Raw genomic sequence first — 20,083 nt, 5'->3', positions numbered from 1 at the left:
GTCACCGCCTCGATCTGCAGCGCCGGCGGCACCTCGCCCACTTCCTGCAGCAGCCGGCGCTGCTGGTCCAGCGTCTGCAGCGCCAGCTGGTAGTCGCCCAGGCCGATGCGCAGGCGGCCGATCACCCCTTGCAGCTCGGCCAGCGCCAGCGGCTGGTCAGCCAGTTCGGCTTCTCCCCGTTGCTGGCCGGTGGCCAGCAGCTGCGGCACGTCGAAATGGCCGTGGCGCTGGCTGGCCGCCTTGTCGAACAGGCCAACGGTGAAATCCTGCATGGCCTGCGCACGCGCCATTTCCACCCGCGCCTGGCGCGCCTGCCACAGGGCGATGGACGTGGTCAGCAGCAGCGCCAACACCGACAGCGTCGCCAAGGCCACGCCCCAGCGATGGCGGCCAATGTACTTGCGCACCCGGTAACCCACGCCCGGCGGTCGCGCCTGGATCGGCTGCCCCTGCAGGTAGCGGCGCAGGTCGCCGGCCAGCGCCTCGGCCGAGCTGTAGCGCTGCTGCGGATCCTTCTGCAGGGCCTTTTCCAACAGCACGTCCAGATCGCCCCGCAATCGCTTCGCCTGCCGCTGCAGGGCGCGTTTTGGCGCTCCGGGCTCGGCGGCCAGCCGTTGCAGCAGCGCCGACGCGCGCGGTGCCTGCACATCCAGGATCGAGCGCTCCCATTCCGCGTCGCTGTGCCGTCGCAGGCGATAGGGCTTGTGCCCGGTGACCACCTCGAACAGCACCACGCCCAGCGAATAGACGTCGGTCAAGGTCGTCACCGCCTCGCCACGCACCTGCTCCGGCGCGGCGTAGTGCAGGGTGAACGCGCGGATTTCGGTGGCCGGATGCGCCGCGTTCGGATCGTCGTGGTCGAGCAGCTTGGCGATGCCGAAGTCGAGCAGTTTCACCGTGCCATCGGCGCGCACCAGGATGTTGGAGGGCTTCAGGTCGCGGTGCACCACCAGGTTGGCATGCGCATGGCTGACCACCGCGCAGACCTGCAGCATCAGCTGCAGACGCGTTTCCAGCGGCGGTTGCAGGCGCCGGCAGTAGTCGCTGATCGGCTCGCCTTCCACGTAATCCAGCGCCAGGTAAGGCTGCCCGTGCTGGTCCACCCCGGCGTCCAGCAGTTGCGCCAGATGCGGGTGCTGCAGGCGGGCCAGGATCTGCCGCTCGCGGCCGAAGCGCTGGCGCAGGCCGGGATCGGCGACGCCGCTGCGCAGCAGCTTCAGTGCGACCTGACGCTGGTACAGGCCATCGCAGCGCTCGGCCAACCATACCTCGCCCATGCCACCTTCGCCGAGCGGGTGCAGCAACCTGTAGGGACCGACCTCGCTGCCGGCCCGGCCCGGCGGTGTGGTGGTCCACAGCGGCTGTGCCATGAACTCGTGGCTGTCGGCCTCCTGCTGCAGCAGGTGTTCCAGCTCGCGTCCCAGCGTCGGGTCCTGCGCGCTCAAGCGCTGCAGGCGCAGCTGGCGGGCGGCGGGTGCCAGCTCCAGCAGCTGGTCCAGCCAGGACGACAATTGCTGCCAGCGGGCGGTATCCATGATGTGGGTCGCGGCGACTCAGTCGCTGCGCATCGCGGCCAGCAGGAACAGCCGCGCTTTCTGCCAGTCGCGGCGGATGCTGCGTTCGGAGCGCTGGCTCAGCTCGGCGATCTCCAGCTCGGACAGGCCCGCGAAGTAGCGCAGCTCCACCACCTTGGCCAGGTGCGCATCGACGGCCTGCAGGCGTTCCAACGCAACATCGAGGGCCAGCAGGTCCTCGTCCAGGCGCACGCCGCTGCTGCTGTTCTCGGGAATCTCGGCCACCCGCTTGAGGTCGCCACCGCGCTTGCGCGCCAAGCGGTTGCGCGCGTAATCGACGACCACGCTGCGCATCGCCGAGGCTGCATAGGCGAAGAAGTGCGCACGGTCCTCGAAGCGCGCCGCACCGCGGCTGCCCAGCAGCTTCAGGTAGGACTCGTGGACCAGCGAGGTGGCATCCAGGGTCCGCCCCTGCTGCCCGGCCAGCTGCCGCCGGGCCATGCTGTGCAGCTCCTGGTACAGGGTGGTCAGCACGCGGTCGAGCGCGGCGCGATCGCCACCGCGCGCAGCATCCAGCCAGACGGTGATATCCGGTCCTTCATCCATCGCCAACGCCCCCGCAGCGGATGTTGGCTGGACTATAGCGCTGCGCGTGTGCAGCGCATGAAGACGTTCAGCGCTGGCAGCGGCTGCACCACACGCTGGCCCGCTGGCCGATCATCGCGTGCTTGAGCGGGCGGCCGCAGCTGGGGCACGGCAGGCCATCGCGGCCGTACACCAGCAGCTCCTGCTCGAAGTAGCCCGGCGCGCCGTCGGGGCTGATGAAATCACGCAGGGTGGTGCCACCACGGGTGATCGCGTAGTCCAGCGTTTCCTTCACTGCCGTGGCCAGCCGCCGGTAGCGCTCGCGGGTGACCTTGCCAGCTTCGCGCAGCGGGCTGATGCCGGCCTTGAACAGGCTTTCGGCCGCGTAGATGTTGCCCACGCCGACCACCACCGCCTGGTCCATCAGGAAGGTCTTCACCGGCGCGCTGCGGCCCCGGCTGCGCGCGAACAGGTAGTCACCGTCGAAGGCTTCATCCAGCGGTTCCGGGCCCAGCCCCTGCAGCAACGGATGGATCTCGCCGGCCGGCTGCCAGAGCAGGCTGCCGAAGCGGCGCGGGTCGTTGAAGCGCAGCAGGCGGCCGTTGTCCAGACTGATGTCCACATGGTCGTGGGCGCGCAGCGGGGTGTCGCCGGGCAGCACGCGCAGGCTGCCGGACATGCCCAGGTGCAGTACGGCACTGCCGATGGCGGTATCCAGCAGCAGGTACTTGGCGCGGCGGCGCACGTCTTCGATGCGCTGGCCGGGCAGCAGCTCGGCCACTTCCGGCGGGATCGGCCAGCGCAGGTCGGCACGGCGCAGGATCACCCCATGCACGCGGCGGCCCTGCAGGTGCGGCGCCAGGCCGCGGCGGGTGGTTTCTACTTCGGGCAGTTCGGGCATGGGAAGATTCTATGCCCGCTCAGCGTGGTGGTGCAGCCAGTTCCCGCGCATCCAGGAACCCATCACCGTTGGCGTCCTGCTTGTGGAAGCGCTGCACGATCGTCTGCCGCTGCTGTTCGCGGGTAATGGCCCTGCCCTTGCCGCCGGGCAGTTCATCGGCGCTCAGCACGCCATCGCCATTGCGGTCCATGCGATCGAAGGCGTACAGCATCCACTGCAGGTACTCGGCTTCACTGACCTTGCCATCTCCGTCGCTGTCCATGCGCTGCAGGTAGCTGGCGGTATCGCTTACCTGGGCCTGCACGGCAGGCGCCCACACTGCGACCAGCAACAACACCGTCAACGCAGCCCTCATCCGCCCACCAGGGTGTAACCCTTCAGTCGCGCGGCATAGGCCTGCAGCGCGGCAATGCCGCTTTCCTCGGCCTCGCGGCACCAGGCCTGCAATTGGCGCAGACGCTCGGCGGCATCGTGACCACGCGCTTCCAGCAGCGTTGCCAGGCGCGCGCGATATTCCACCAGGGTACGGATGCGCGGGCGCTGGGCGACCCATTCGCTGAGCTGCGCGCGGCTGTCCGGCTTCAACCAACGGCCGTCGTTGACCAGGCCACGACGCAGCCTGCGCGGCAGCAACCGGCGCAGCTTGGCACCGGCGTGTCGTGCTTCCTCGCGCAATGCCGGCATGAACACGTTGCGCTGGTAGTCGGTCATCGCCTGGAAGCGATGCGACAACAGGGCTTTCAGGGTGTCAGCGTCGGGCACGGCGATGTTCGGGCGCACGTCCATGGCCGGCGCCACCCGCAGTACCTTGGCCAGGCGCAGAGCCTGCAGCAGGCGGATCGCGCTCCAGCCGATGTCGAACTCCCAGCGCCGCATCGCAAAGCGCGCCGAGCTGGGGAACGCATGGTGGTTGTTGTGCAGTTCCTCGCCACCAATCCAGAACGCCCACGGCGTCAGGTTGGTGGAGGTGTCGGCCGACTCGTAGTTGCGGTAGCCCCACCAGTGGCCCAGGCCATTGACCACGCCGGCGGCCCAGAACGGAATCCACGCCATCTGGATCGCCCACAGGGCGATGCCCGGCAGGCCGAACAGCACCGTGTTGATCGCAAACAGCAGCACCGGGCCGAAGGTGGCATAGGGGGTGTACAGGCGGCGCTCGATGGCGTCGTCCGGCGTGCCGCGACCGTACTGTTCGATGTCCGCGCGCATGCCGCGTGCTTCGCGGTAGAGCTCCACGCCGCGCCAGAACACCTGGCCGATGCCACGGGTGACCGGGCTGTGCGGGTCGTCCTCGGTTTCCACCTTGGCGTGGTGCTTGCGATGGATCGCCACCCATTCCTTGGTGATCATCGAGGTGGTCAGCCAGGTCCAGAAGCGGAAGAAGTGCGCGACCACCGGGTGGAAATCCACGCCCCGATGCGCTTGGCTGCGGTGCAGGTAGAGGGTGACCGAGAAGATCGTGAGCTGGGTGAAGACCAGCAGCACCAGGGCCAGCTGCCACCAGCCCAGGCTCAGCACGCCACCAGTCAGCAGGGACATCAGGGCATCAGGCATGGCGGCTCTCCAGAGCGACACAGGTATGGAAGACATCATGGGCGCTTGCGTTGCAAACTGCACCTTGCACCGCTGGATTGGCAGCGCCATTCCGTGGCTTCGTTCACAGTTGGGGACCCGTGTTGTCGAGCCTTGATCCGCGCATCCACGCCGTAGACCCTGCCCCATCCGGCGGGGACCTGCCGCCCTTGATCGAACTGGACCGCGCCAGCGTGATGCGCGGCCAGGTGAAGGTCCTGCACGGGCTGAGCCTGCGCATCGCGCAGGGCCAGCACACCGCCCTGCTCGGCCCCAATGGCTGTGGCAAGTCCACCTTCATCAAGCTGATCACCCGCGAGCTGTATCCGCTCGCGCAGGCCGACGGCACGGTGGCGGTGAAGGTGCTGGGGCAGAACCGCTGGCAGGTCGACCGGCTGCGTTCGCAGCTGGGCATCGTCACTGGCGACCTCAGCAGCAATCTGGCCGACATGCCGGGGCTGACGGTGGAGCAGGCAGTGCTGTCGGGGTTCTTCGCCAGCTACATGGTGCCGGCCTTCCGCGAGGTCACCGCCGACATGCGCGTGCGGGTGGGCGAGACCCTGGCGATGACCGGTGCGTCGGGCCTGCGTGAGCGTGCCTACGCCGAACTGTCGGCCGGCGAGACCCGCCGCGTGCTGATCGCCCGTGCGCTGGTCAACCGGCCGCAGGCGCTGCTGCTGGATGAACCCTCCACCGGGCTGGACCTGGTGGCCCGCCAGCAGTTGATCGCCACCATGCGCGTGCTCGCCCAGCAGGGCATCACCCTGGTGCTGGTCACCCACCACATCGAGGAAGTGATTCCCGAGATCGAGCGGGTGGTGCTGCTGCGCGACGGCCGCGTGCTGGCCGATGGCGCGCGCGCCGAGCTGCTGCGCGACGAACCGCTGTCGGCCGTGTTCGGCGGCGCGATCACGGTGGTGGAACAGGAAGGACGGCTGACCGCGTACGCGGGGTGATCGACATGCCACTGTAGAGCCGAGCCTATGCTCGGCTGCTCTTGGCCGCGGGAACGGCAGCCGAGCATAGGCTCGGCTCTACAGAAGACGGTGCAGCGGGCCGGACATCCGGCCCGCCACGCCCTGCTTCAGAACCGCAACGCCAGCGCGCGCGACTCGATCGGTGCCATCCGGCTCTGGTCCTGCAGCTGCAGGTCGCGCAGTTCATACGGCGCACCGAAGCCGGCAGGCAACGCGGCCTGGTCGAACGGCAGCACCAGCGCGCCGCGGCCCGGGCCATCGAACCACGCTGCGGCATGGGCCTGCGCCACCGGCTGCAACTGGCCGTTGGCTGCGGTGGCATACAGCGTGCCGCGCGCCTCGTAGCGGCCAGCGGCGGCCACCTGCAGCGGCAGGCTGACCCGGCGGCTGCCCGGATCGGGCATGGCCTCGCCAGCGAAGCGGGCGGTCGGCCTGGCCACCGCGAAGGCAACCTTGCCATCGCGCAGCACGCCGTCGGCCTGGGCGAACACCTGCAGCTCCCACAGGCCCTGTGCGTTGCTGGCCTCGGCTGGAATCCTCACCTGTGCACGCAGGCTGCCATCGGTGGTGCGCAGCAGCCGCTGCGGCCAGCTGCGGCCATCGGGTGCAACCAGCAGCGCTTCACCGCCAAGGCTGCCGCGCCGTGTGCGCAACGTCGCCGCGCTGGCCCCGTCTTCCAGCAGACGCGCCTGCAGTTGCACGTTGCCACCGGCCAGCACCTGCGCTTGGCTGGCCTGTACTTCCAACCGCAGCGGGCTGTTGGGCTCCAGCACCTGCACCACGTAGCGGCCCTGCGCCTGCGCGCTCTGCAACCGGTAAGCGCCAGCTGCGCTGGTGGTACCGGTGCGCAGCATGCTGCTGCCATCGCTGACCGGCATGCCCGCATTCTGCAGCTGGCGTGCATCGACACTGCGCGCAACGCTGCTGCGCCCCGCCGGATCACGCACCTGCAGCGCGCTGGCCGGCAGCGCGCGGGCACCCGGCGCCGGGCTGAGCTGGATCACCGCATCGGGTGCGCTCAGTGGCAGTTCCAGGCCGCGCTGCAGCTCGGCACCGTCGACCTGCTGCCAGTAGCTGCGGCTGATCGCGGCCTGGGGGCCGGGGGCCTGCAGTGGTTGCGCCGGGTCCAGCGCCCAGGCGAAGGCCAGCGGCGCGTGCTCGCTTTCGTCGGCCGGCAGCGGCGCGGCAACCAGGCCGGCGGGAATCTGGTCGCCAGCGGCGACGCGCAGCGGCTGCGCGGCCTGCGCCGATGCGGTGGAAAGGACCGCAAACACGGCGGTAGCCAGCAAGGTGGAATGGATCGTCATGGTCATCTCCCTCACTGGGTCAGGTCGTTGCGCAGGATGCTGCCGAGGCCGAAGCACTCGCGGCGGCTCTGGTTGTGGCTGAGCGGCTCGGCGCCCTGGGTGCGCGCCTTGTCGGTGAACCACAGGGTGCCGGCCGCCTTCTGGCTGCTGCATTCCAGGAAACCGTCCGAGCACGACGACAGCCAGTTCTGGGTGAACTCCAGGCCGACGTTGGCGGCATAGCCACCGCAGTAGCTGTTGCTGTCCCACACCGCCGATTCGACATCGCTGCCGACCACGGCGCGGAACGGCTTGGGCAGGGCCGGGCGGCCGGCGGTGCCGTACAGGTTCTGCGCGTTGTAGGTGGCCATGTGTCCCACCTGCTGCATGCGCACGGCATCGCTCTTGTAGCCCAGCAACCAGCCCAGCGAGGTTTCGAAGGTATTGCCGTTGAGCACGGCGTCGGCCAGCGGCGTACCTGCCGACGAGGGCGCCAGCGCAGTGACCTTGCGCACCCGGTTGATGATCTTCGGGTAGCGGCTGTCGTAGGTGGGGTTGGACAGGATCCAGCGCATCACGTTGCCGCCGTTGGAGTGGGTGATCACCACCAGCTGGGTGATGCCACGGCTGTCGATGAAGCCGGTGAGCTGGTTGGCCAGGCAACCGGCCGCTTCCGGCTTCCACATGTACTGGGTGAAGTCGCAGTTGATAACCACGTAGTTGCTGCTGTTCGGCAGGCCCTGGCGGACGGTGTCGATGATCGCCGGCTGCCAGTAGTCCTGCGTGGCATTGGTCTGCGCGCCGGTGCCATGCACGAAGGCCACGCCGTAGACGTCGGCGGCCTGCGCCGGGGCGGTCGCCAGCCCCAGAACCAGGGCCAGAACGGTACTTCCTGTTGCGGTGCTGCGCATCGCTTCTCTCCCTTTCAGCGGATCCCCCCGGCCCGGCTGTGACCTGATGCTCATGGCGGCAGCGCGTGAAAGTCCGTGCGCTGCGCCCGGATTCAGGAGATTGCCGACAATTGATGACTGTTTTCATCGCCCAGCGTCTGACCATGCCGGGTCTGGCCGTATGACTGATGGACGCTGCGGCCGGCAATCGAGGCTGCGATCATGGCCAGCGAGTTCCCAGCCCGAGTCTGCCCATGTCGTCGATCCTCCCCCCTGCCCGTCCGTTGCTCGGCCTGGCAATCGCGCTGTCGCTGGCCGGCTGTGCCGCCACCGCCAGCAAGCCGACCGCGGTCGAAGCCAACATCACCACCAAGGCCGTGGGCTACCTGGACAAGACCGCAGTGCCGGCCAGCATCGATCTAGTGCCTGCGCCACCGGCCGCCGGCTCGGCCGCCTTCGCGCTGGATGAGCAGGTCAGCCGCGAGGCACGTGCGCTGCGCGGCAGCCCGCGTTTCGCCCAGGCAAGTGTCGATGCCGAACTGGGCTTCCCGGAAGGCGCCAACCACTTTTCCTGCGCCGCCGACATCGACGTCGATGCAGTGAAGACCCCGGCCCTGTACCGCCTGCTGGAGCGCAGCCGCATCGACGCCAGTGCTGCCACCAAGGCCGCCAAGAACACGTACCAGCGCCCGCGTCCGTTCATGGTCAACGGCGAGCCGACCTGCTCGCCGAAGGATGAGGAGGGTCTGCGCAGCAACGGTTCCTACCCGTCCGGCCACACCTCGATCGGCTGGGCATGGGCATTGATCCTGTCGGAGATCGCACCGGACCGCGCCGATGCCATCCAGGCACGTGGCCGCAACTACGGCGAGAGCCGCCTGGTGTGCAACGTGCACTGGCAGAGTGACATCCTCGAAGGCCGCTTCATGGGCGCAACCGCCGTTGCCCGCCTGCATGACAACGCCGCGTTCAACAAGGATCTGCTGGCCGCACGCAGGGAAATCGCTGCCGCGCGCAAGGCCGGCCTGCATTCCAGCCGTGACTGCGCCACCGAAAACGCGGTGCTGAAGGTGCGCCCGCAGAGCGCGCTGTAAGCCATGCCTCTGTAGAGCCGAGCCATGCTCGGCTCAGAGCAGCCGAGCGCAGGCTCGGCTCTACAGGAAGCAAAAAACAGAAGGGCCGGCGTTGCGCCGGCCCTTCTTCATTGCATTACCGCAGCAACCGCATCAGAACTTCGCGGTGAACTCCACGCCCCAGGTACGCGGCTCGTTGAGGAAGCCGGTCAGGTTGTTGAAGTCGATCGCGCCGACCACGCGGGTCTGGTTGGTCAGGTTGCGGCCGAACACGGCCACGTCGTACTGGCCGTAATCCCAGTTGTAGCCCAGGCGCAGGCCACCTTCCAGCGAGCTGCGGCCACGGAACTCCGGCGACTCGTAGATGAAGAAGTTGACCGCGCTGCGGTAGGCCCAGTCGGTGTAGGCATACAGCTCGCTGCCATCGCTGAGCGGGAAGCCCACGCGCAGGGTTGCGTTGTGGATCCACTTCGGCGCCTGCGGCAGCGGATTGCCGTTGACCAGGGCGTAGGTGCCGCCATTGATGATCGTGGTCGGGTCGGTGATGGTGCAGCCGCCACCGCAGACCGCCACCGCCAGGTTCTTGTCCTTGATCTCGGTGTCGTTGTAGCTGCTGCCGAAGGTCAGCAGGACGTTGTCGGCCAGATAGGCCTCCAGGTCCAGCTCGACGCCCTGGCCGATGGTCTTGTCGGCGTTGAGCAGGGTGGCGGTGTTGTTGGTGCCGCCGACGGCGATCAGCTGCTGTCCGTCCACGTCGTAGCGGAACACGCTGAAGCCCAGGCGCGCGCGACGCTCGAACAGGTCGGCCTTGATGCCCGCTTCGTACGAAATCACCTTCTCCGAATCGGCCTGCGACAGACCCGGCGCAAACGCCAGTCGACCCTGGATCGACGGTGCGCGGAAGCCCTTGGCCACGCGTGCATAGGCATTGACGTTGTCGGTCAGCTTGTACACGCCGCTGACATCCCAGCTGACGTCGTTGACGTCGGTGTTGGCCAGGTACGGGCCACTGACCGGGGTACCGAACGGCACGGCCTGCAGCACGCTGGCGCTGAAGTCCTTCTTGTCCTGCGTGTAGCGCACACCGGCACGCAGCTTGAAGCGGTCGGTGACATCGAAGTCGCCCGAAGCGAACACCGCCCACGCCTTGTTGCGCTGCTGCTGCACCACGTGGCCGGTCTGCGGATTGCCCGGCGTCAGCGAGTCATAGTTGAAGTTGTTGATGGTGACGTCTTCATCGAAGTAGAAGACGCCGGCCTGCCAGTCGAAGCGGCCCCATTCGTTGGATTCCACGCGGAATTCCTGGGTCCACTGGCGGTGGTGCGGCAGGCCGTCGGCCGACTCGGACGAGAACGGAATCAGGCCCGGGCCGGAGTTGCCCGCGCCGAGGAACGCTGCGCCGTAGCCACCGTCGATGTCGCCACGGTTGAGCGATTCGGCGGTCTCATAGCCGGTGATCGAATGCAGGGTCACCGAACCGAGGTTCCACTGCAGGCGCGCGCTGCCGCCCCAGGTTTCCAGGTCGGAGAAATTGACGCCGTCGTTGGCGACCTTGTCGCGGTCGAAGTTCTCGACCAGCGCGTTGCCGCCCTTCTCGATGATGTTGGCGCGGAACAGGCGGGCGGTGCCGTTGAGCTTGCGCTTGTGCAGGTTGAACAGCGCTTCGAAATCATCGCCTTCGTACAGGAACTGCACGCGGCCGGCGGCTTCGTCATAGCCTTCGAAGCCGCTGTTGGGCGCACCGGCACGGGTGTTGTCGACCCAGTCGTCGCGACGCTGGTAGATGGCCGACACGCGTGCGGACCAGCGGTCGGTCAGCGGGCCGCCGTAGGCGCCCTGCACATTCCAGCTGTTGTAGGTGCCATAGCCCACGCGCACGTAGCCATCGGCATCCTGCGACGGACGCGCCGAATCGAACTTGACCACGCCGGCCGGGGTGTTGCGCCCGAACAGGGTGCCCTGCGGACCGCGCAGCACTTCCACACCGGCCAGGTCGAACAGCGGGAAGCCCTTCAGCAGCGGGCTTTCCTGCACCACATCGTCGTACACCAGCGAGACCGGCTGCGAAGCGTTGAGGTCGAAATCGGTGTTGCCCAGGCCGCGGATGTAGAAGCGCGGGAAGGCACGGCCGTAGGAAGACTCGATGTTGAGGCTCGGCACGCGCGCAGCAAGGAAGCGGATGTCATCGCCCGCCGAACCGAGCACGTCGAGCTTTTCGCCCTGGATCGCGCTGATCGCAACCGGTACGTCCTTGGCGTTCTCGACGCGACGCTGTGCAGTCACCTGCAGCGCATCGAGGGCGACCGGATCCTTGGCGGCGGGGGTTTCCTGGGCGGCTGCTACCAGCGGCAGCAGGGCGGAAAGAGCGACAACGAGCGGGCGCGCGACCGGAGAGCGGCCACGGGAAGTACGGGTCGGAGACATGGCGGTAGGCTGTGTTTGGAGGGGTGGTAAAACGGCGCTACCAGATAATTGTTGCAATACAGCACCTCCCCCGCAAATGCCGATCGTTCATGGCCGCCTCCCGCGCCGCCGGAAGCTGCCGCTAGACTCGGGGTTTTCCCCCGCAACGGACCTGCTGCGATGACCCAGTGGTACTTCCATGCTCCCGGCCAGGCCGACCGTGTCGGTCCGTTCGACGAGGAGGCCGCGCGCCGCTTCGCACAGGCCAATCCACGCGCGTTGGCCTGGTGCCAGGGCATGACAGGGTGGACACCGGTGTCCGAAATCGTCGGCCTGCAGCAGGCCGGCGCCGCGACGGCAGCGCCGCCGCCGATGCCCGCAGCCATGCCCGCAGCCATGCCCGCAGCCGCAACAGCATCAGCCGGCGGCCGTGCCGACCGCATCGATTTCCGCATCGTCGGCCATGAAATGCAGTTCGTGGAAATCGAACTGGACCCTGGCGAAGGTGCGGTGGCCGAGGCCGGCGCGTTGATGTTCAAGGACGCTTCGGTGCAGATGGATACCGTCTTCGGCGGCGGCGCACGCGGTGGCCAGGGCAGCGGTTTCATGGACAAGGTGATGGCCGCCGGCAAGCGCGTGCTGACCGGTGAGAGCCTGTTTGCCACCGTCTACACGCAGACCGGCCAGGGCCGCGGCAAGGTCGCCTTCGCCGCGCCCTATCCCGGCACGGTGCTGGCGATGAAGCTGGACCAGCACGGCGGTCGCCTGATCTGCCAGAAGGACAGCTTCCTGGCGGGTGCGCGCGGCGTGCAGATCGGCGTGCAGTTCCAGCGCAAGATCATGACCGGCCTGTTCGGCGGCGAAGGTTTCATCATGCAGAAGCTGGAAGGCGACGGCTGGGTGTTCATCCATGCTGGCGGCTGCGTGGTCGAGCGTGAGCTGGCCGCCGGCGAACGCCTGGATGTCGATACCGGCTGCATCGTCGCCTATCACCCGACCGTGGACATGGACGTGCGCCGGGTCAAAGGCATCCGAAGCGTGCTGTTCGGTGGCGAAGGCGTGTTCCTGGCCACCCTGACCGGGCCGGGCAAGGTCTGGCTGCAGTCGCTGCCGTTCTCGCGCCTGGCCGGGCGCATGTGGATGGCCGCGCCGCAGGGCGGCGGCAAGAGCCGCGGCGAGAGTTCGCTGCTGGGCTGAGCGGGCCGGAGGCTGGACACCGCGCCGGTTCTGACCGCGGGATATCGGTAGGTGCCGACCTTGGTCGGCACTGGATTGTGCAAGCGCCGGCCAAGGTCGGCATCTACCGCCAGCATTTCATGAATGGGGAGTCGCCCCACCCTGCCCGCTCCGCCTCGCCTTCGGTATGCTGGCGCCCTTTCCTGAATCCGGCGCCGCGAGCGCACTGCCGATGAGCCTGTTCCGCCCCCGTGTGCTGCTGTCCGTCGCCCTGCTCGGCCTGCTGGCCGGCTGCGGTGGTGAAGAGGTCCGCCCCACCCCGCCCGCGCAGCCCACCCTGGTGCCGCAGGCCAAGCCGGTGAAGATCGGCATCGCGCTCGGCGGCGGCGCGGCCAAGGGTTTTGCGCATATCGGCGTGATCAAGATGCTCGAGGCCAACGGCTTCGAACCGGTGGTGGTGTCCGGCACCAGTGCCGGCAGCGTGGTCGGCGCCCTGTATGCCAGCGGCATGGATGCCTTCCAGATGCAGAGCAAGGCGGTGGCGCTGGATGAAGCCAGCATCCGCGACGTACGCCTGTTCTCCGGTGGCCTGGTGCAGGGCCAGAAGCTGCAGGACTACGTCAACGAACAGGTGGCCAACCGCCCGGCCGAGCGCCTGAAGAAACCGTTCGCTGCCGTCGCCACCCAGCTGGAAACGGGTGAGCGCTCGATCTTCGTGCGCGGCAACGTCGGCCAGGCGGTGCGCGCTTCCAGCAGCATCCCCGGGGTGTTCGAGCCGGTGAAGATCGGTGGCCGCAACTACATCGACGGCGGCGTGGTCAGCCCGGTGCCGGTGGACGCCGCACGCCAGCTCGGCGCCGAGTTCGTGATCGCCGTGGACATCTCCAGCAAGGCCAGCGGCAAGGCGCCGACCGGCATGCTCGGCATCGTCAACCAGTCGATCTCGATCATGGGCCAGCGCCTGGGCGAGCAGGAACTGGCACGCGCGGACATCGTGATCCGGCCGAAGGTGCTGGACATCGGCGCTGCCGATTTCAGCCAGCGTGGCACTGCCATCCTGGAAGGCGAGAAGGCCGCGATGGCGGCGATGCCGCAGATCCGCGCCAAGATCCAGCAGCTGCAGAAGGCCCGCGCCGCCGCATTGGCGCCGGCACCGGTGGCTGCGCCGAAGTGCGACGAACCTTCGCGCCTGGGCAAGCTGATGGGCCGCAAGGAAAAGTGCTGAAGCGCGCCGCTTGATCGACCGTGGCGCTCAGCGCCGCAGCGGTGGGTAGCCACTGGCCAGGCGTCGCTGCCGGCGCCGCTCATCGACCGCCCGGTCATGCCGCTGTGCGCTCAGCTGCAACTGTTCCATCGCGTCGCCCGGCAGCCACAGCTGCTGCTGGGCACGGGTGATCGCCACATAGGCGGCGCGCACCGGGCTGTGCAGCGCGCGCGCATCATGGCCGCTGTCGAAACAGCACGGCGCCATGGACACCGTGGCGAACTGCAGGTTCTTGGCATGCTGGGCCAGGCACAGCACGATGCTGGCCTCGCCCGCATCGACCAGCTGCCCGAGCAGGCGCTGCAACGCTGCAGCATCGAAGCCACCGGCAAACAGCGCGGGGATATCCGCCTGTCCACGCTTGGCGCAGACCTGCACGAAGCTTTCCCAGCGTTGCCCCGGGCCGCCACCGGCGGCGCTGCGCCATGCGTCGATCGGACCATCCACCTCTTTCAACAGCGCCTGCCGCGATGCCGGGTGCAGATGCACGCGCGCGCCGCGGGCAACCAGCTGGTTGGCTTCCAGCAGCATTCGCCACAGGCTGCCGTACACGCGGGCGCCGGTGCTGGGTACCACCGACCAGTCGTCATAGCGGCGCAGGCCGGTGGCGCGGTCGCTGGCCCCCATGAACGGTGCCGGCTCGCCGAGATCGTCCAGCGCCAACGACTGGTTGACCAGCGCATCGACCTGGCGCCCCTGGCGCACCGACTGGTGCATCTCCAGCGTTTTCGCCGATGACCAGCGCTGTACGCGTCCGCTCAACCGCTGATGCGGATCGCCCAGGCTGACCACGCCGGGCGCGTGGGTAGCCAGCAGCTGTTTCCATGCCGGGCTGAGATCGTGTGCCTCATCGACCAGCACCATGCCCAGCGACACCGGCAGCGGCACGCCACGCAGCGCCAGCCATTTGCCGATATGCCCGGCATCCAGGCGCAGGCAGCCGCCCTTCTGAACGACCGCATCGAACATGCAGCGCCAGACGAACTCCGCCGCCGCGATGAACGGCGTGGCTTCCAGCTGCGCTGCGGCCAGCGAGCGCTGGAAATGCCAGGCCTGCAGGTTCGGCGCTGACGATGCGCACCAGCGGTTGATGGCGTCCAGGGCGATCATCAGCACCTGGTCCGGCCGGCGCGTGCCGATGGCTGGCAAGCCGAGGCGGGCAGCCGCTTCGCGCAGGGTCAGCGTGCTCTGCCGGTAGGTCGGTACGAAGCCGCCGGTCAGGCCGTTGGCGGCAGCGTGGCGGGCGATCGCGTTGGCGAACTCGATCTGGGTCAGCAGGCGCGTGCCGGCGTCAGCCGGCAGCCGCGCGCGGAATGCCTCGACCTGGCCACGCGTGGGCGCCACGTAGGCGTAGCGGCCTGGGCGTGCCTGCAGCAGTGCCAGCACCAGATGGCCCTTGCCGGTGCCGGCATAGGCCTGCAGGTCGATCAGCTCATCGGGATTGGCCGCGATCGCGCGCAGCACGCGTGCCTGTTCGGAGGTGAACAGGCCGTTGTGCTGGGTCGCGTGCGTTGTCTGTTCGTCATCGCCGGCGTCTTCGTCATCGCCTTCGGCGAGCGATGTCGCCGGGAAATGGATGGTGTGCTCTTCCAGGGTGATCCTGCAGGCCGCCTGGAAGTCTGCGCCGGGATATGCGTGCGGCGACACGGCCAGCACCGCCTCCATCACTTCGTCCGGTGCCAGCAGCACGTCCTGCGCGGCCAGCACGCCCAGCCAGGCCTCCAGCGCACGCGCGTCCTGTCCTGCAGCGGCCGCCAGCTGCGCCTGCGCAGCATGGCCATCATCCGCAGCGAACAACGCACAGGCATCGTGCAGCACGCGCTGCAGCTGGGCGGCCGGTTGCTTCTGCCGGCGACACAGCATGGCCACCAGCAGGCCGGCCTGCTCCAGCGGGGTGTCCGGCGGCGTACCGTCGGTCAGGTGCCGCAGCAGGCTCTGCTCGCGCAGCGGAAGGAACACCAGGGAAGACGTCGAGGATGGGGTATCAGACATGCCGGAGCCAGAAGGAATCACTGCGCTGCCTGCATGTTGACGGCCGCCGCGGGGCACGATGCTCGGCCAGTGCACGCGCGCCGTCAAACATCACGGCGCCCCGCTCATTCAAGCTGCGACAACGGCAATGCCTGGAAACCCTTCACCGTGCGCAGCACGAAGCTGGAATTGGCGTCGGCCACGCCACCGGCGTTGAGCAGCCTGTCCAGCAGGAAACGCGAGAAGTGCTCCAGATCGCGCACATAGACATGCAGCAGGTAGTCCATGTCGCCGGTCAGGGCGTGGCAGGCCACCACTTCATCCCAGGCCTGCACGCTGTCGACGAAGTGCCCGATCGCGGCCTGGTCATGCTTTTCCAGCTGCACGCGCACGAAGGCCTGCAGCCCCAGGCCGAGCCGGCGCGGCTCCAGGCGCGCGCCATAGCCGACGATCACCCCTTCGCTTTCCAGCCGCTGCAGGCGACGCAGGCAGGCCGACGGCGACAGGTTCACCCGGGCCGCCAGCTCGGCGTTGGTGGCGCGACCATCACGCTGGATTTCGGCCAGCAGACGTATATCCGTGCGATCGAACTGGACTTCTCCGGCCATTGTTGCCCCGCAACATGGTGAGTACGCAATGATATTGCGCCAAGGCGGCTGATCCGCGCAACTTTTGCAACCCTGTTGCGCGCCCCCTGCCCTAGCATCAACGGTATCCCGTCAAGGAGTCTTCCATGGACCTCGCCCAGCCCCGCCGCGTCGAACACCAGCAGACCGACAAGGGCTACGTGCCGGTGTACACCACCGCGCTCGTCGAGCAGCCGTGGGACACCTATACCGCCGACGACCACGCCACCTGGAGCACGCTGTACCAGCGCCAGCGCGAGCTGCTGGTCGGCCGCGCCTGCCAGGAATTCCTGGATGCGCAGGACGAGATGGGCATGAGCGCGCACATGATCCCGCGCTTCGACCAGCTCAACGAAGTACTCGGTGCGGCCACCGGTTGGACACTGGTGGGCGTGGAAGGCCTGCTGCCGGAGCTGGATTTCTTCGATCACCTGGCCAATCGCCGTTTCCCGGTCACCTGGTGGATCCGTCGCCCCGACCAGATCGACTACATCGCCGAACCGGATCTGTTCCACGACCTGTTCGGCCACGTGCCGCTGCTGATGAACCCGGTGTTCGCCAACTACATGGAGGCGTACGGCCGTGGTGGCGTCAAAGCGCACGCGATCGGCCCCGAGGCGCTGCAGAACCTGACCCGCCTGTACTGGTACACGGTGGAGTTCGGCCTGATCGACACGCCCGAAGGCATGCGCATCTACGGTGCCGGCATCGTCTCGTCGAAGGGCGAATCGCTGTACTCGCTGGAGTCGGCGGCACCGAACCGCATCGGTTTCGACCTGCAGCGGATCATGCGCACGCGCTACCGCATCGACACGTTCCAGAAGACCTACTTCGTCATCGACAGCTTCGAACAGCTGATGCAGGCGACGTCGCCGGACTTCACCCCGATCTACGCCGCGCTGGCCGACCAGGCGCACCTGCCGGCCGGCGATGTGCAGGACGACGACCGCGTGTTCCAGGCCGGTACGGGCGAAGGCTGGGCTGATGGTGGGGATGTGTGAGTAGGCAGCAGAGGTCTGGCTGAACTTCAAAAGCGTCTGCAGCTTTTGAAGTTTAAGGGGCCTGGTTCAGGCCTCCGGTATCCTGCAGGCCATGACCGATGTGTTTACCGACCTGCGGGTTACCGACGTTGCCTTCAACGACGACTTCGTCCTGTTGACCCTGGCCGATGGCCGCCACACCCGGCAGCCGCTGCGCTGGGCGCCAGCCCTGTTCGAAGCCAATGCCGAACAACGTGCGCAGTGGGTCACCACCGCCGACGGACTGGGCGTGAACTGGCCGGCGCTGCTGCCGGCGCAGGAGCGCGGCGTGGTCGATGTTCCGAACCAGGTGTGGGATGACCGCTATGAAGCCGCCCTCGCCCGCCTGCAATCGCATGCCTGGTCGCTCGATGCGCTGTCTGACGAAGACCAGCAGCTGGTCGCGCTGTGGCGCATGGAAGCAGACATAAACAACGGCGGCTTCATGCAGTTCCTGTGCAACTGGGGCGACCCCACCTGCCAGCTGGCGCTGCGCGCATTGCAGGCGATGGGCGCAACACAGACGCACACGATCCTGGCGGGCATGCGCGGGCTGCTGGATCGTCTGGAAGACGACCCGGCGATCAAGGAACTGACCGACCTGTACGGCGCGATGAGCGAAGACGAGCAGCAGGCGCTGGAGGCGTTCGAGGACGACTACTACGCCCGCCCGGAAGACCTTGCGCGATTGGGCCTGAAGCATTTCGGCGCGGAACCGTTGTAGAGCCAAGCCGAGCATGGGCTCGGCTCTACAGATAAGCGCAGACCCGTGTAGAGCCGAGCCCACGCTCGGCTGCTTTTCAGCTACCGCGGATACGCCAGCAGCACCACCAGATCCTCTTCGCCCACCTGTTGCAGCGCATGCGTGCTGCCCGTGCGGGTCAGCAGCGCATGGCCGGCTTGCACATCATGCTGCTTCCCATCCAGCACGTAACTGCCCCGCCCGCTCACGATGTAATAGATCTCGTCCTTGTGCTGCGGGTGCAGGCCGATGCCCGCGCCCTTGTGCAGCACACGCTTGCGCAGCACGAATGGCAGGCCCTGCGCATCGGCGAAGAACGGATACGCCGTGGTCGGCCCGGCGCCGCCGTGCGGGCCCGCTTGCGCGCGCGCCAGCGTGTCTTCGTGCACCACCTGCGAGCGTCGCGCAGGATCGCCGCCCTGCCCTGCACCCATCACATCGCAGTCGATGTCGCGTACCAGCGCCGGTTGCAGCGTCGGTAACACCTGCACCGCCTCGCGCAGCACCAGGCACGCCACCGCAGTGGCACCGGCCGCGCTGAAGTGCGTGCCATCGGCCTTGTTCTGCTCCGGCACGAACAGGAAGTACGGGCGTGCGCCCTGCTCGCCCAGCGCGCGGATCCATCGTGTGCTGCGGTCGTTGAGGTCGATCAGCGCGACGTGTTCGCGTGCGGCCAGCTGCTGCATCGCCAGCGTGTAGCGTGCGTGCGTATCCAGCAGCGAACCGAAGTCGTACAGCAGCCGCGCCACCGGCGTGACCAGCACCGGTGTGGCGCCCTTGTCACGCGCCACCTGCACGTAACGCATCAGCAGCTGTGGATAGTCGCTGTCCGGGTCGGTGTAGCGCGTGGGATCTTCAAACTTCGCGTCGTTGTGGCCGAACTGGATCAGCAACACATCGCCACGACGTAGTTCGGCGGCAATCGCATCCAGGCGCCCTTCGTCGATGAAGCTGCGCGTGCTGCGCCCGCCCTTGGCGTGGTTGTGCACTTCGAAACGCGCCGGGTCCAGATAGCTCTGCAGCATCTGTCCCCAGCCGGCCTGCGGCGCGCGATCGGGGCCGTATTCGGCAGCGGTGGAATCACCGGCAATGAACAGCCGCACCGGCGCTGCATTCGCGGCGGTGCTCGACAGCAACAGCAGCCACAACAGCTTCCACATGGCCGGGCCCTGGTAGTGCCGAGCCATGCTCGGCTGCTTTTCGATCAGAGTGCACGAGGTCGCGCGCTGCGCGACAGCCGAGCATGGGCTCGGCTCTACAGATCCGTGCGCGTCAGCGCGCCAACCAGCCACCATCGACCGGCAGCACTGCGCCGTTGACGTAGTCCGACGCCGACGAGGCCAGGAACACCGCCGCACCGGCCAGATCTTCCGGGTTGCCCCAGCGACCGGCCGGAATGCGCTCCAGAATCGCCTTGTTGCGGTCTGCATCGGCGCGCAGCGCGGCGGTGTTGTCAGTAGCCATGTAGCCCGGCGCGATCGCGTTGATGTTCACGCCCTTGCCAGCCCACTCGTTGGCCAGCAAGCGGGTGATGCCGGCGATGCCGCTCTTGCTGGCGGTGTACGACGGCACGCGGACGCCGCCCTGGAACGACAGCATCGAGGCGATGTTGATGATCTTGCCGCTGCCCTGGGCGATGAAATGGCGGCCGGCGGCCTGCGAGATGAAGAAGGCGGACTTGATGTTGACGTTCATAACGTCGTCCCAGTCCTGCTCGCTGAAGTCCACTGCATCGGCGCGACGGATCAGGCCGGCGTTGTTGACCAGGATGTCCAGCCTGCCGAGGCCCTCGATGGTTTCGCGCACCACGCGCTCGACCGGCTCGATGCTGATCAGGTTGGCTTCTATAGCCAGGCAGCGGCGGCCCAGCGCGGTGATCTTCTCGATGGTTTCAGTGGGCGGGGCGATGCCGGCCACCGCGACATTGGCGCCGGCGGCAGCCAGTGCCACCGCGATACCCTGGCCCAGGCCGGTATTGCCACCGGTTACCAGAGCGACTTTTCCTTCCAGGCTGAAGGGATTGGTCATTGCGTATGCGTTCCTTGGTAGAGGCGTGCGTGATGCAGGCAAGCGACCACCGCACA

The 20,083-nt window shown here is 67.7% G+C and carries 18 protein-coding genes; 6 read left to right on the top strand and 12 right to left on the bottom strand.

Annotated features, from left to right (window positions below; all coding sequences use genetic code 11):
• The 5 genes from AC27VL_RS16155 to AC27VL_RS16135 form a co-directional block, all read right to left on the bottom strand.
• A partial coding sequence (locus tag AC27VL_RS16155; RefSeq protein ID WP_488767354.1) for a serine/threonine-protein kinase occupies positions 1-1,535 on the bottom strand: 1,535 nt, incomplete at its 3' end.
• An 18-nt stretch (positions 1,536-1,553) separates the two neighbouring features.
• Positions 1,554-2,120: an ECF-type sigma factor gene (locus AC27VL_RS16150; RefSeq protein WP_025875449.1), complete on the bottom strand. Its 567-nt coding sequence runs from the start codon at positions 2,118-2,120 to the stop codon at positions 1,554-1,556.
• A 67-nt stretch (positions 2,121-2,187) separates the two neighbouring features.
• Positions 2,188-3,000: a bifunctional DNA-formamidopyrimidine glycosylase/DNA-(apurinic or apyrimidinic site) lyase gene (mutM, locus tag AC27VL_RS16145; protein WP_100554311.1), complete on the bottom strand. Its 813-nt coding sequence runs from the start codon at positions 2,998-3,000 to the stop codon at positions 2,188-2,190.
• Between the two features lie 19 nt (positions 3,001-3,019).
• Entirely contained in the window at positions 3,020-3,355 is a 336-nt protein-coding gene (locus tag AC27VL_RS16140; protein ID WP_100461743.1) for an EF-hand domain-containing protein, read from the bottom strand.
• Positions 3,352-4,554: a DesA family fatty acid desaturase gene (locus AC27VL_RS16135; protein WP_488767351.1), complete on the bottom strand. Its 1,203-nt coding sequence runs from the start codon at positions 4,552-4,554 to the stop codon at positions 3,352-3,354. The genes AC27VL_RS16140 and AC27VL_RS16135 overlap by 4 nt, the downstream gene beginning before the upstream one ends.
• Positions 4,555-4,697: 143 nt before the next feature.
• Here AC27VL_RS16135 and AC27VL_RS16130 point away from each other — a divergent pair, with 143 nt between their 5' ends.
• Positions 4,698-5,528 (top strand): ABC transporter ATP-binding protein, encoded by an 831-nt coding sequence (locus AC27VL_RS16130; protein ID WP_488767357.1) that lies wholly within the window; start codon positions 4,698-4,700, stop codon positions 5,526-5,528.
• 128 nt (positions 5,529-5,656) lie between these two features.
• Here AC27VL_RS16130 and AC27VL_RS16125 read toward each other — a convergent pair whose 3' ends face one another.
• Both AC27VL_RS16125 and AC27VL_RS16120 read right to left on the bottom strand, forming a co-directional pair.
• Positions 5,657-6,856 carry a DUF4785 domain-containing protein gene (locus AC27VL_RS16125; protein ID WP_488767349.1) on the bottom strand — a complete coding sequence of 400 codons (1,200 nt, stop codon included), beginning with the start codon at positions 6,854-6,856 and terminating at the stop codon, positions 5,657-5,659.
• An 11-nt stretch (positions 6,857-6,867) separates the two neighbouring features.
• Positions 6,868-7,746, bottom strand: coding sequence for a hypothetical protein (locus tag AC27VL_RS16120; RefSeq protein WP_089241829.1), 879 nt, complete (start codon positions 7,744-7,746; stop codon positions 6,868-6,870).
• A 233-nt stretch (positions 7,747-7,979) separates the two neighbouring features.
• Here AC27VL_RS16120 and AC27VL_RS16115 point away from each other — a divergent pair, with 233 nt between their 5' ends.
• A complete protein-coding gene (locus AC27VL_RS16115; protein WP_488767347.1) occupies positions 7,980-8,819 on the top strand; it encodes an acid phosphatase in 840 nt (279 codons plus the stop codon).
• A gap of 132 nt (positions 8,820-8,951) precedes the next feature.
• Here the strand turns inward: AC27VL_RS16115 and AC27VL_RS16110 are convergent, their stop codons facing one another.
• Positions 8,952-11,222 (bottom strand): TonB-dependent receptor, encoded by a 2,271-nt coding sequence (locus AC27VL_RS16110; protein WP_100554305.1) that lies wholly within the window; start codon positions 11,220-11,222, stop codon positions 8,952-8,954.
• A gap of 159 nt (positions 11,223-11,381) precedes the next feature.
• Between AC27VL_RS16110 and AC27VL_RS16105 the strand changes: the two genes are divergently transcribed.
• Both AC27VL_RS16105 and AC27VL_RS16100 read left to right on the top strand, forming a co-directional pair.
• Positions 11,382-12,398 (top strand): TIGR00266 family protein, encoded by a 1,017-nt coding sequence (locus AC27VL_RS16105; RefSeq protein ID WP_488767345.1) that lies wholly within the window; start codon positions 11,382-11,384, stop codon positions 12,396-12,398.
• A gap of 211 nt (positions 12,399-12,609) precedes the next feature.
• Positions 12,610-13,602 carry a patatin-like phospholipase family protein gene (locus AC27VL_RS16100; RefSeq protein ID WP_100554303.1) on the top strand — a complete coding sequence of 331 codons (993 nt, stop codon included), beginning with the start codon at positions 12,610-12,612 and terminating at the stop codon, positions 13,600-13,602.
• Positions 13,603-13,629: 27 nt separating this feature from the next.
• Here AC27VL_RS16100 and AC27VL_RS16095 read toward each other — a convergent pair whose 3' ends face one another.
• Both AC27VL_RS16095 and AC27VL_RS16090 read right to left on the bottom strand, forming a co-directional pair.
• Positions 13,630-15,633 carry a hypothetical protein gene (locus AC27VL_RS16095; protein ID WP_488767343.1) on the bottom strand — a complete coding sequence of 668 codons (2,004 nt, stop codon included), beginning with the start codon at positions 15,631-15,633 and terminating at the stop codon, positions 13,630-13,632.
• 104 nt (positions 15,634-15,737) lie between these two features.
• Positions 15,738-16,220, bottom strand: coding sequence for an Lrp/AsnC family transcriptional regulator (locus AC27VL_RS16090; protein WP_346558519.1), 483 nt, complete (start codon positions 16,218-16,220; stop codon positions 15,738-15,740).
• 125 nt (positions 16,221-16,345) lie between these two features.
• Here AC27VL_RS16090 and phhA point away from each other — a divergent pair, with 125 nt between their 5' ends.
• Both phhA and AC27VL_RS16080 read left to right on the top strand, forming a co-directional pair.
• Positions 16,346-17,239, top strand: a complete 894-nt coding sequence (phhA, locus tag AC27VL_RS16085) for a phenylalanine 4-monooxygenase (protein ID WP_205404641.1) — start codon at positions 16,346-16,348, stop codon at positions 17,237-17,239.
• A gap of 91 nt (positions 17,240-17,330) precedes the next feature.
• Positions 17,331-17,981 carry a DMP19 family protein gene (locus AC27VL_RS16080; protein ID WP_100554300.1) on the top strand — a complete coding sequence of 217 codons (651 nt, stop codon included), beginning with the start codon at positions 17,331-17,333 and terminating at the stop codon, positions 17,979-17,981.
• Between the two features lie 80 nt (positions 17,982-18,061).
• On the opposite strand, the gene AC27VL_RS16075 is transcribed toward AC27VL_RS16080, so the two are convergent.
• On the bottom strand, positions 18,062-19,186 hold the full coding sequence (locus tag AC27VL_RS16075) for a GDSL-type esterase/lipase family protein (RefSeq protein WP_488767340.1): 1,125 nt from the start codon (positions 19,184-19,186) through the stop codon (positions 18,062-18,064).
• Between the two features lie 85 nt (positions 19,187-19,271).
• The gene (gene kduD, locus AC27VL_RS16070; RefSeq protein ID WP_100554298.1) at positions 19,272-20,027 is read right to left on the bottom strand and encodes a 2-dehydro-3-deoxy-D-gluconate 5-dehydrogenase KduD; all 756 of its coding nucleotides are present in this window, start codon (positions 20,025-20,027) and stop codon (positions 19,272-19,274) included.
• Positions 20,028-20,083: the final 56 nt, after the last annotated feature.

The organism is Stenotrophomonas sp. 14P6.2.3 (assembly GCF_057799055.1).
This window is presented reverse-complemented; position numbering and strand designations above follow the sequence as displayed.